The sequence below is a fragment of the Neobacillus drentensis genome, assembly GCF_036962765.1.
In the GTDB taxonomy this organism is placed as follows: Bacteria; Bacillota; Bacilli; order Bacillales; family Cytobacillaceae; genus Neobacillus; species Neobacillus drentensis_C.
Window position 1 is genome coordinate 1 of sequence record NZ_JBALOS010000237.1, and the last position, 12120, is coordinate 12120.

Consider the following 12120-nt stretch of genomic DNA (forward strand, 5'->3'; position numbering starts at 1 on the left):
CCATTTTAAATAATTCGTGAAGACCCATTCACATACCTTCTTAAATTCCAATAAATAGGTAAATAATGAGACGATTTTTATATGAATACGGTTCATGTTTAAAAAACCACTAGGGATTTTCTCCTGAGTGGTTTTCAAGTGTTAGTAGGAATTGCATAATTTTTATTCTTAGGAACAAACTATCTAAATCCAGTTATTATCGGAGTGAATGTTATGCATAATTCATATTGGTATTATGCTTTACTTGCTTTAAGCACCAGTTTATTTATTTTTATCTTAGTAAAAAAAAGAAATACTCAATCACTTTACCTATTATTAACCATGATAGGTTTAGCTTTTATCATTGAGACTGTTATATATAATTTCTTAGCCAGCTATGACTATAATCCGAATTTTATCAAACATAATAACTTCTATGACAACAATTTGGGGGCATTCGTGTCAAATGCTTTCTCTTTACCAATCATCGCTACGTTTATAGCTGTTTTTGGGTTAAATTGGATTTGGATTATTTTCTTTTCCGGATTTTTTGTCGGCGTAGAGTGGTTATTTTTAAAACTGCATATCTATTCCCATAATTGGTGGAGGTTAGCCTATACGGGACTGGGACTCCCATTCTATTTTGCTACTGCTAAGAGTTATTATAAGTGGATTTTACAGCCTGCTAATGGGTTCAAGCATTATTGGATTCTCTATTTAATAACGTGCACAATCTCTGCAAGTGCATATATTCTGCCGATCATTTTTTTCTCAAATCGAATTTACTCTCCTGGCTGGTTTGAAAATTCCGGTCGTGACTCCATTGCCTTTAGTGCCATTTTCTATTTATGTGTCAGTCTGTTTTATTGCCTAATGACGAAGTTTAACTTAAAAAGGAATTGGATTAAATACATATTCACTGCTTTGCTTATGTTTGTGTTAAATCAAGTACTTATGGGAACAGGAATCCTTCGTAGCCTGGTCTGGTGGGACCAGCCCTACTATGCGGTTATATCGGTTCTGACCCTCCTGCTCACAGGGACTATTGATAAAAGATTAAATAAGCTAACTATAGTGTAAGCAGCTAAAAAGTTCGATGAAAGGGTGGAAAAATAGTAGCTGGTAACCCCTAATGGTTACCTTTCCCTCTTCTTTTTACGCTTTCAGTAAACAGGATTGACGACCGGCTCCTCTTCTTTTTCACACGCTCGGTCGTCAATACACCACACACTTAGTATTTTCCCTGGATCATAAGAATTACTTAATCCAATTCATTAGGACCAAAAACTCTATTTCGAATATCTGGGGTTTCCAGCCTTTCTACCCTTTTCGCTAATGTCTCTCTCATGCCTGGTGCAAGCAATTCACATTGGGAAAGTTCGTATATATCTTCAAAGTTTTGTTCTTTTGCATGAATAACTTGATTGCACTTTTGAATCGTCCACTGCGGATATGACCTGTCCACCAATGTAAACGTCTGCCCGTTCTCGATATACCCCTCTTTTAACACGCGAAAATACCAGCCCGTTCTCCCCGTATTTTGTAATAACAGCGCCAACGTTTTTACGTTAAAACGGCGGGCTGGTTTCCAGCATGGCTGCCTTGGCTGTGATACTTGGACCACCGCTTCGCCAATCTGGAAAGTGTCTCCTATCGAAATCATTTCCTCTGTTAGATGCTCCATGACAAGATTCTCACCCATACCACCCGATGTGATCTCAGAAATCCCTAGTTCCTTTTGCCAATATGTATAATTTTCAAAGGCATACGCAAAAACTGCCTTTTCCGGCCCGCCATGATGTTCTGTATCCCATTGACCATCACCAGCTACACCCGTTTTCCCCACCCTAACAGGTCCTTGTACCGGCTCTTTAAAAATGGCACTTGTCCATTCTCTTTCCATAGGGTTTTTTGACTCTTTCCTTCCTACTGTTTTTGGCAGACCTGCAAACACTTCTCTTAAAAAAATACTCATCTTGATTTCCTCCTTAAAAATAACTGCCAATATTTTCTTTCATTTATGCATCAGCAATATCGCCTTTTCTTTATGATACCTATATTTTATAGACTATAGTTGAGATTATTTTTTAAATTCTCTAAGAATAATGAATTCACCTTGCTATCATGTCATCAGAAAGCAAAAAAAAAGCGCTTGCATTTTTTGAATTTCATTCTATAATACTTGTATACAAGTATACTCGTATTATATTAGGAAGGTGAAATAATGAAAGAATTATTGTATCCCACAAAATGGCTTTCAAAAGCTTCAGCCGGAGATCGTGTAGCATGTGAACTTAGAATGCAGATAATATCTGGTTTGATTGAAAGCGGTACCATCCTTTCTGAAAATAAATTAGCGGCCGATTTCAATGTGAGTCGGTCACCCATCCGCGAAGCATTAAAAACACTCGCCTCTGAAAATTTGATTCGGCTAGAAAGAATGGGTGCAGTTGTAATCGGATTCACAATGAAAGAAATTGTTGAAATTTATGATGTTCGTTTACTGATTGAAACGTTTGTATATGAACGGCTTGTAAAATTGGATAATTCATCGTTAGTTAAGGAATTGAACAAAATACTTGAGATGATGAATATTGCCATCAAGTATCATGATGCCGATGAGTTTGCCTATCAAGATGTCTTATTCCATGAAACTATTATTCGAGCGATTGATCATTCCTACATCATGATGATTTGGAATAATGCAAAACCGGTCATGGAGGCTTTCATCCTATTAGCAATGCGGGCTCGGTTTGAGGAAAAATACGATGACTTTCCACGGATTATTGAAAACCATCAACTTTATATTGATGCGATCGAAGCCAAAAATAGAGATCTCATGATTCTATCCTTACATCAAAACTTTGATGATGTTCAGGTTAAAGTAGAAGACCTTTGGAGATCTCAACAAATGCTTGCTAAAGGAGTCGTGCAAGAACAATGACCAAATATATGTTAGGGGTAGACATCGGTACAACAAGCACCAAAGCCGTTTTATTTACTGAAAAAGGCGAAGTCATCCAACATGAGAATATCGGTTATCCACTCTATACACCTGATATATCGACAGCCGAACAAGACCCAGAGGAAATCTTCATGGCTGTTGTACAAGCCATTTCACGGATCATGAAACATCATCCTCAAAAAGAGATTTCGTTCATTTCATTTAGCAGTGCGATGCATAGTCTCATTGCCATGGATGATGACGATCAGCCACTTACGCCTTGTATTACATGGGCAGATAATCGCAGTGAAGCTTGGACCCATAAAATTAAAGATGAATTAAATGGACAGGAAGTATACAAACGGACAGGAACGCCGATCCACCCTATGTCGCCATTAAGCAAAATTACTTGGATTGTGTATGACCGTCCTGAGATTGCCGAAAAGGCAAAAAAATATATTGGAATAAAGGAATATATTTTTAAAAAGTTCTTTGACCAATATGTTGTCGATCATTCCCTTGCTTCAGCCATGTGCATGATGAATCTCAAAAAACTTGATTGGGATGAAGAAGCATTAGAAATCGCCGGGATTTCACGTGAGCAATTATCCAGGCTCGTGCCGACCACCGAGATTTTTACCAACTGTCATCCAGAATTAGCAAAACAAATGGGGATTGATCCAAAAACGCCATTTGTGATTGGTGCAAGTGATGGAGTCCTTTCCAATCTTGGTGTAAATGCGATCCGAAAAGGTGAGATCGCGGTAACAATTGGGACAAGCGGTGCGATTCGAACCATTATTGACCAACCGCAAACCGACGAAAAAGGCCGAATCTTTTGTTATGCATTAACGGAAAAACATTGGGTTATTGGCGGACCAGTAAACAATGGCGGGATGGTCTTCCGCTGGATTCGCGATGAATTTGCCGCTTCAGAGGTAGAAACAGCGAAACGCTTAGGAATTGATCCATACGAAGTTCTTACCAAGATTGCTGAAGGTGTAAAACCGGGGTCCGATGGACTATTGTTCCATCCATATCTTGCAGGTGAACGTGCGCCCTTATGGAATCCAGACGTCCGCGGATCATTTTTTGGCTTAACGATGGCCCATAAGAAAGAACATATGATTCGAGCCGCCCTTGAAGGTGTCATTTACAATTTATATACGGTATTTCTCGCTTTACTCGAATGCATGGAAGGTCCTGTGACTCGTATCCAAGCAACTGGAGGGTTCGCCAGGTCAGCTGTTTGGCGTCAGATGATGTCTGATATTTTCGATCTGGACGTTGTGGTTCCAGAAAGCTACGAAAGTTCTTGTCTGGGAGCTTGTATCTTAGGATTGTATGCAACAGGGAAAATTGAATCATTTGAAGCAGTTTCTGAAATGGTTGGCAGTACCCACAAACATACACCGAAAGAATCAGCAGCACATGAGTATAGGCAATTACTGCCCATCTTTATTAACTTATCAAGGGTATTAGAAGAAGATTATACACGAATTGCCAATTATCAAAGAGGATTAATAAAAAATAATATATAAATTTTTGGGGGAAAATAACATGCCATTAGTTATAGTAGCATTAGGGATTGTAGCCTTATTGATTTTAATCATGGGTTTAAAGTTAAACACATTTGTTTCCCTTATCATTGTCTCATTCGGTGTGGCCATAGCACTTGGGATGAAATTAGATGAAATCATTGCAACGATTGAAGCAGGATTAGGCGGAACACTGGGACATATAGCACTAATTTTTGGACTTGGTGCAATGCTTGGTAAATTAATTGCAGATTCAGGAGGCGCGCAGCGCATTGCGATGACTCTGGTTAATAAATTTGGTGAAAAGAATATTCAGTGGGCTGTTGTAGCCTCTTCATTCATTATCGGAATCGCTTTATTTTTTGAAGTAGGACTAGTTTTATTAATTCCAATTGTTTTTGCCATTTCTAAACAATTAAAGGTTTCCATTCTTTATCTTGGGATTCCAATGGCAGCAGCTTTATCTGTAACACATGGCTTTTTACCTCCGCATCCGGGACCAACTACCATTGCAGGTGAATTTGGTGCCGATCTTGGTCAAGTATTACTTTACGGCTTTATTATTTCTGTTCCAACTGTTTTTATCGCTGGACCTTTATTTACAAAGCTAGCTAAAAAATTGGTCCCAGAATCATTTGCGAAAACTGGTAATATCGCTTCCTTAGGCGAACAAAAAACATTTAAACTCGAAGACACTCCAGGGTTTGGAATCAGTGTGTTTACCGCAATGCTTCCTGTTATATTAATGTCGATTGCTACTATTATTACGTTGCTTCAAAAAACAATGGGATTTGCAGATAATAATTTTCTAGCTATTATCCGTTTTGTTGGCGGTGCATCTCCTGCCATGGTTATCTCTTTATTATTCGCTATTTATACAATGGGATTGGCAAGAAATATTCCAATTAAAACAGTGATGGATTCATGTTCAACAGCCATCTCACATATTGGGATGATGCTCTTAATTATCGGCGGCGGCGGTGCCTTTAAACAAGTACTAATTAATGGCCATGTAGGTGACTATGTAGCCGAATTATTTAAAGGAACTTCCATTTCACCGATTTTACTTGCCTGGATCATCGCGGCAATATTACGAATTTCTCTAGGATCTGCAACGGTTGCCGCTTTAACCACCGCTGGTTTAGTCATCCCAATGTTAGGTCAAACAGACGTTAACCTGGCATTAGTTGTACTTGCTACTGGAGCGGGCAGCTTAATTGCTTCACACGTTAATGATGCTGGTTTCTGGATGTTTAAAGAGTATTTTGGTTTAAGCATGAAAGAAACATTTGCAACATGGACATTACTTGAGACGATTATTTCTGTTTGTGGATTAGGATTTATTTTACTACTAAGTTTAATCGTTTAAGAAAGATATCCAAAAGTGGGAGGTAAATGTACCCCCACTTTTGGCAGTTAGTCAAGGCAGTATCCTCCTCTTATGCTTAGAATCCGCTAAGTATGATATGCGGTGGATTTACTGCCCTTTCATTTTTATTAAAGGAGTCGAAAGTGAAATGCACAATACAATTGGAGTTATTGGTTTAGGGGTAATGGGCAGTAATATTGCCTTAAATATGGCAAACAAAGGGGAAAAAGTAGCTGTCTATAATTACACGAGAGATTTAACAGATAAACTTTTGGATAGAATCGAAAATCAATCTATCGATCCGTACTACGACGTGCAAAGTTTTGTTCAATCCTTGGAAACACCTAGAAAGGTCTTCCTTATGGTGACTGCTGGGGCAGCGATTGATTCAGTGATTTCATCATTGGTTCCTTTTCTTGAGCCTGGTGATATTATCATGGATGGCGGTAACTCCCATTATGAAGATACGGCCCGAAGATATGATGATTTAAAGTCAAAAGGAATTGATTATTTAGGAATTGGTATTTCTGGTGGTGAAGTTGGCGCTTTAACGGGTCCTTCGATTATGCCTGGCGGGGATAAGGAAGTGTATGAAAAAGCAGCACCTATTCTTACGAAGATAGCCGCCCAAGTCGAGGATACCCCATGTTGTACATATATTGGCCCAAAAGGTGCCGGGCACTTTGTGAAAATGGTTCATAATGGGATCGAGTATGCTGATATGCAGCTTATTGCTGAAGCCTATACTTTTTTAAGGGAAAGATTACAGTTATCTGTGAATGAAATTGCGGATATTTTTGAAACTTGGAATCAGGGCGAATTGAAAAGTTACCTCATCGAAATCACCGCGGAAATTTTAAAGAAAAAGGATGAAAAAACCGGCTTACCACTGGTCGATGTTATCCTTGATAAAGTGGGGCAAAAAGGAACAGGTAAATGGACAAGTATTCAAGCGATTGATAACGGGATTCCCCTTTCCATTATTACCGAGTCATTGTTCTCCCGCTATGTATCTGCTTTAAAAGAAGAACGTGTTATTGCGGATGATATTTTAACTGGACCGGAAATGAATCAGTCGTTGTTAGATAAAGATTTGTGGATTGAATACGTTAGAGTAGCATTATATATGGGCAAAGTTTGTGCCTACGCCCAAGGGTTTACACAATATAAAATGACTTCTGACCTTTATGACTGGAACTTGCCTTTGGAAGAGATTGCGCTTATTTTCCGCGGCGGCTGCATCATTCGTGCCGAGTTTTTAAATGTAATAAGCGAAGCCTATCAAGGACAAGCAAATCTGAAAAATTTATTAATCGCCCCATTTTTTGCTGAAAAAGTAAAAGAGTATCAATCAGGTTTAAGAAAAATCGTATGTGAGGGAATTAATTCAGGGATTTCCTTCCCGTGTTTAAGTGCTTCCCTTTCTTATTTCGATAGTTATCGAAGAGGCCATTCGAATGCCAACCTTTTACAGGCTCAACGGGATTACTTCGGGGCCCATACGTATGAGCGTACCGATATGGAAGGCGTCTTTCACACAGAATGGAACTAAGGCCCTTTTATAAACTAACAAAGTCCTATACTCATGAAATGAGTATGGGACTTTGTTCTAATTTCACATAGAGTATGAATAGAATGAAAACGTAAGGTTTATGAATAGAGTAAAACTAACTAATTATTGGAGGGATTTTATGTCAACATCAAGGATACTGAAATGGGTTTCAGGTGGGCTTGAAGCATTACTCGGAATTCCTGTACTTGGAGGTTCGATCGTTCTCAGTCTTGTATGGACCCCTCTAGCAATCATGTTAATATTACATATTGTTACGTTGGTGATTACCAAAAAAGAGGGCAGCGGGTCAATTACTGGTAGTGTCCTTGGAATCATAACTTCTTGTATAGGCTGGATTCCGTTTGTAGGGATGGCTATGCATATTATCTCGGCCATTATTCTCATGGTTGATGCCGCTAAAGCAGAAAGCAATCATGTAGGAAATTAAGTTTCCTTCCTGCATGTTGGAATCACTATTTATTTAGCTCAAGCGTCAGCTTTTTAATACTTTCCATCACTTCTTGGAGATTTGCTCCATGATTCATTTCATTTCTAGCATGGAGCAAAACGGGTCGCACCGATTCAACAGAACGGCCAAATCGGTACATCCACTCATAGCGCGGGACCATCCACATGTGAAAATGATGGGTGGTATCTTCGTTATAAAAGTAATAAACATTTTCAATCCCAAGGACTTCTCTTTGGGCTTTTCTAATTTTGGTGAGGATATTTATGTAATCAATCTTTTCGGCTTCCGTCAATTCATCAAGACATGTAATATGCCGCTTGGATGCGACGATCATTAATCCCTTAATCGGGTAAGCCACATCTTGATGGGCATGGAAATATTCTGTTTCATAGACGACCCCGCCATCCGGCTCAATCAATCCACTAGTTAAGGCGCAGCTTAAACATTCCACTTCGACCATGTTTCCATTTGATAAGGTAATTTTTCTCACTAAGTCCCCTCCAAAATTAATTTTGCTCACAAAAACCTTGCCAGTAATTGGCAAGGTTTTTTTAGGTTTTGCATTCGCATTATACGTTGGTAATTCATATTCATCAAGTAATTACTTCTTTTCTTTATCAAAACCTACTTTATATAATTCGAGCGGCCAGTACTCTACATCAAAAGACTCCTTTTCATTAAGCGAAACAAAATGACCAATTGATGTAGATGCGGCCATTACAGCAATTGCTCTTTTATAACAGGAAATACTTATGAAATGACCTCTAAATTGGATTAATTTCAAACATCACTTTCTGCCTTCTAAAAGAAAAACTGCCAGCTTAGGCAGTCTTCCTTCTATGTTAGAAATCGTAATTATCAATATTATCCTTCTTAAAAACAACTCGTTCTGGCAATAAGATGATTCCACTGTGGTCATCTGTGTAATCATACCCTTGGATTGTGTTAGGCTCGATTTTAACATGACCTATATTGGGTACTTCAAACTCATCGCCAACTTTTAGATCCTTGCCTTCAACCGTCATTAAGTATGCAACATAAGCTGCAAGGGCACCCTGCTTTTTAACATCCCAGAGTCCGAATTGTTTTACAGTATCACGTTTCACAAAATCTCTCATAACGTTTGGTGTTGAAAAACCTGTGATGGCAATCTTCCCTGCCACTTTAAGATTTTCTGCGGCTTGAGCCATAGCAGGTAATGCAGTAGCATCAGGACAAATGACTGCATCAATATCAGGATACGTCTTAATAATATTTTGACCAACAGTTAATGATTTTTGGGCATCATTTTCTCCATACTGTGTCGTCACAATTTCCCAGCCTGGATGTTCAGCTTTTATTTTTGCTTTAGCTGCCTCAACCCATTGGTTTTGGTCTGTAACCGTTGGACTAGAATAGAAGAAAGCTACTTTGGCCTTATCTGGAATTTGTTCGGCAGTCATATCAATGAGCATTCCACCTAGTTGGTCCGGAGTTCCTTGGTTAATATAGAATGAACGGTGTTCTGGATTTACGTCTGAGTCCCAAGTTAAGATTTTAACTCCACGCTTCTTCGCACGATCTAATGCTTGGTTTAAGCCGTCTACAGAGGTAGATGAAATCATCAGGGCTTTATAACCTTGGTTTACAAAGTTATTAATGTATTTTACCTGTCCAGCAACAGAAGCTTCGCTTGGTCCATCATAAGTTAATTCAACTCCAAGTTCTTTAGCCATTTCTTTAGCACCCTGCCCGCCAGATGTGAAAAATCCAACACCAGTAAGTTTAGGGATAAATGCTAATTTAATATTTTTCTTGTTTGTTTTTTCCCCGCCTGAAGTCTTTTCTCCGCCGCTGCTGCATGCTGCAAGTAGGAACAATGCCGATAAAACAACTGTGAATAGCTTTAATAATGCTGATTTCTTCATTAATCTACACTCCCTTTTTAGGACTCTTTCACAAGATCCTTTTTATTATTTAATTTTTTAAATAATAGTTGGAAATTACGCCAATTGGTTAATCGAAGTAAAACGGCGATGATTAATAAAAAACCAATAACCACACTTGTTTCTTGATTGGTCATACTCATCATTTGTAGACCATATTGCATCATCCCAATAACAATACTTGCAACTCCTGTTCCAACAACGCTGCCCTTTCCACCTGTAATACTAGTCCCTCCTAAGACGACGGCAGTAATGACAGGCAAAACCGCTTCTGTCCCAAGGTCCGACCTCGCTGAACTGAAGTAGGATGTTAAGACTACACCACTGATACCACCTCCTAAACCTGCAATAACATAGGACCAAATCAAAATGGACTTAGTACCGATTCCGCTGAAACGGGCTGCTTTAATGTTAATACCAATGAGGAACACCTGTCTGCCAAATCGTGTGAGGTGTAAAATAACAGCAAATACAATCATAAAGAAGACAAAAAATAATAATGGATTAGGCAAGCCAAAGGTTTCACCATTTGCTAATTGAACAAATGAGTCAGGAAAACCACTGATTCCTTCATACCCAGATGCACTGCTGCCACCGGAAATGACTAAGGCAATCCCAGAGAAAAGAAACATGCTGCCAAGAGTAACAACCAAGGGCTGGACGTTACTATTCGCAACAATTATTCCATTCACACCGCCAGCACAGGCGCTTATCACTAAAGCTATCAAAACCGCCAGCCATACCTCTACTCCGTTGGTCCAGAGAACACCAATGGAAATGGAGGTTAATCCAATTGTTGATCCAATCGATACATCGATTCCGCCAGTGATAATGACGTAGGTCATCGGAATAGCAGCCAGTCCGATATATACATAGTCATTCATGCTAAATAATAGATTGGTGAAGTTCAAAAAGTCCGGATTCATCACACTGAAGAAAATAATTTCAATGACTAGGAAAATAACCAGTGCACCTTCCCACCTAAAGAGCGGCTTGGTCAGTTTTGTCATCAGTTTGAGTCCCTCCTTTTAAACCATTTGCTTTTTGATTAATTTTTTTCCCCTTTTTAAATTGGTTTGTTTTTATAAAGCTTTGAAATCTAGTATCACTAATTACAATAAACAGTAATAAAAATCCTGATATCGCATTGTTCCAATAAGCTGGTATTTTTAAGTAGATTAATGAACTATTTATAGCAGTTAGGAATATTGCACCCAGCCCTGCTCCAAACACTGTCCCCAGTCCCCCGTTAAGACTTACACCGCCTAATACAGCTGCAGCAATAACTTGAAGTTCCATACCATTGCCCGTTTGGTTAGGGACGAACCCTATGTTCATAACAAAAATCATCCCAGCTATGGAGGCGGAAAGCCCAGAAAGCATAAATGCGATAACTCTTATCATGGAAACAGGTATTCCAATTAATCTAGCACCTTCAGCATTATCCCCAACGGCATAGAAATAACGGCCAAATTTGTTCAGCTTTAGAAAAAGAAATGCCGAAACAAGAATAATAATCCCAAGCCAGATAGGGAAAGGAAGGCCCATGAATTCGGCTCCTGAAAGTTTTTTGAAATAATTAGGAATGTCCTCAATCCACTCTCCGTCTGTTAAAATAATCATTAAACCTCTTAATATACCTAAAGTACCTAATGTCATAATAATTGCCGGGATTTTAAGGAAGGCAACTCCAATCCCATTAAAAAGACCAGCAAGGATTCCAACCATTAATACTAGTGCAGCAGCAATCCCTCCTGAAACACCATTTGTTAATAATAAGCCGCAAACAGCTGCCGATATGCCCATAATCGATCCAACAGACACATCTATTTCTGATGTTAACAAGACAAAGGATTGACCAACAGCTAATATGAGTAAAATGACGCTGCTACTAACTAAAAGCAGTAAACTGTTACCGGAGACAAATTTACTATTAATCGCCCCCACAATTCCTATAAACACAATAATGAGAATAATAATGGAGACTTCTCTTGCCTTCATAACCTTAGATAAGAGATTCATAGAGCCTTCCACTCCTTTTTAATCCCGAATGCAGCCGAGGTTATGGAGTCAACAGTTAAATCTTCTTTTTCAATCGAAGAGGTTATCTGGCCTTCGTGCATAACAAGGACACGATCACTTAGTTGAACAATTTCTTCTGTATCTGAAGAAATCAAAATAACCGCTAATCCATTATTCTTTAAGTCATTAATAATTCTATAAATATCCCCACGAGCACCAGCATCAATTCCTCGTGTCGGTTCATCTAAAATAATGACTTTTGGTTTTGTCTCTAGATACTTCGATAAAACAATCTTTTGTTGATTTCCACCAGAAAGATGGC

12 protein-coding genes and 1 pseudogene are annotated in these 12120 nt (G+C 38.8%); 6 read left to right on the forward strand and 7 right to left on the reverse strand.

Features of this window, described 5'->3' with window-relative positions:
* The first annotated feature begins 213 nt into the window (after positions 1 to 213).
* Positions 214 to 1059, forward strand: coding sequence for a hypothetical protein (locus tag V7137_RS24600; protein WP_335700509.1), 846 nt, complete (start codon positions 214 to 216; stop codon positions 1057 to 1059).
* A 181-nt stretch (positions 1060 to 1240) separates the two neighbouring features.
* Here the strand turns inward: V7137_RS24600 and V7137_RS24605 are convergent, their stop codons facing one another.
* On the reverse strand, positions 1241 to 1954 hold the full coding sequence (locus V7137_RS24605; RefSeq protein WP_335700510.1) for an MOSC domain-containing protein: 714 nt from the start codon (positions 1952 to 1954) through the stop codon (positions 1241 to 1243).
* A gap of 249 nt (positions 1955 to 2203) precedes the next feature.
* Between V7137_RS24605 and V7137_RS24610 the strand changes: the two genes are divergently transcribed.
* The 5 genes from V7137_RS24610 to V7137_RS24630 all read left to right on the forward strand — a co-directional run bounded on the left by V7137_RS24610 (position 2204) and on the right by V7137_RS24630 (position 7830).
* Positions 2204 to 2923, forward strand: a complete 720-nt coding sequence (locus V7137_RS24610; protein WP_335700511.1) for a GntR family transcriptional regulator — start codon at positions 2204 to 2206, stop codon at positions 2921 to 2923.
* On the forward strand, positions 2920 to 4464 hold the full coding sequence (gntK, locus tag V7137_RS24615) for a gluconokinase (RefSeq protein WP_335700512.1): 1545 nt from the start codon (positions 2920 to 2922) through the stop codon (positions 4462 to 4464). Before V7137_RS24610 ends, gntK begins: the two co-directional genes overlap by 4 nt.
* A 19-nt stretch (positions 4465 to 4483) precedes the next feature.
* Positions 4484 to 5830 carry a GntP family permease gene (locus V7137_RS24620; RefSeq protein WP_335700513.1) on the forward strand — a complete coding sequence of 449 codons (1347 nt, stop codon included), beginning with the start codon at positions 4484 to 4486 and terminating at the stop codon, positions 5828 to 5830.
* A gap of 148 nt (positions 5831 to 5978) precedes the next feature.
* Positions 5979 to 7382 (forward strand): decarboxylating NADP(+)-dependent phosphogluconate dehydrogenase, encoded by a 1404-nt coding sequence (gene gnd, locus V7137_RS24625; protein ID WP_335700514.1) that lies wholly within the window; start codon positions 5979 to 5981, stop codon positions 7380 to 7382.
* A gap of 139 nt (positions 7383 to 7521) precedes the next feature.
* Entirely contained in the window at positions 7522 to 7830 is a 309-nt protein-coding gene (locus tag V7137_RS24630) for a hypothetical protein (RefSeq protein ID WP_335700515.1), read from the forward strand.
* A gap of 25 nt (positions 7831 to 7855) precedes the next feature.
* On the opposite strand, the gene V7137_RS24635 is transcribed toward V7137_RS24630, so the two are convergent.
* The 6 genes and pseudogenes from V7137_RS24635 to V7137_RS24660 form a co-directional block, all read right to left on the reverse strand.
* Positions 7856 to 8341: an HIT family protein gene (locus V7137_RS24635; RefSeq protein ID WP_335700516.1), complete on the reverse strand. Its 486-nt coding sequence runs from the start codon at positions 8339 to 8341 to the stop codon at positions 7856 to 7858.
* Positions 8342 to 8452: 111 nt separating this feature from the next.
* Positions 8453 to 8635 (reverse strand): hypothetical protein, encoded by a 183-nt coding sequence (locus tag V7137_RS24640; protein WP_335700520.1) that lies wholly within the window; start codon positions 8633 to 8635, stop codon positions 8453 to 8455.
* Between the two features lie 58 nt (positions 8636 to 8693).
* Complete coding sequence (gene lsrB, locus V7137_RS24645; protein ID WP_335700517.1) at positions 8694 to 9758, reverse strand: autoinducer 2 ABC transporter substrate-binding protein LsrB; 1065 nt, start codon at positions 9756 to 9758, stop codon at positions 8694 to 8696.
* Between the two features lie 17 nt (positions 9759 to 9775).
* Positions 9776 to 10786: an ABC transporter permease gene (locus tag V7137_RS24650; protein ID WP_335700518.1), complete on the reverse strand. Its 1011-nt coding sequence runs from the start codon at positions 10784 to 10786 to the stop codon at positions 9776 to 9778.
* Positions 10787 to 10877: 91 nt separating this feature from the next.
* Positions 10878 to 11798, reverse strand: a pseudogene (locus V7137_RS24655) (ABC transporter permease subunit); the annotation flags it as partial.
* The coding region (locus tag V7137_RS24660) for an ATP-binding cassette domain-containing protein (RefSeq protein WP_335700519.1) at positions 11795 to 12120 on the reverse strand (326 nt) is incomplete at its 5' end. The pseudogene V7137_RS24655 and the gene V7137_RS24660, both read right to left, overlap by 4 nt.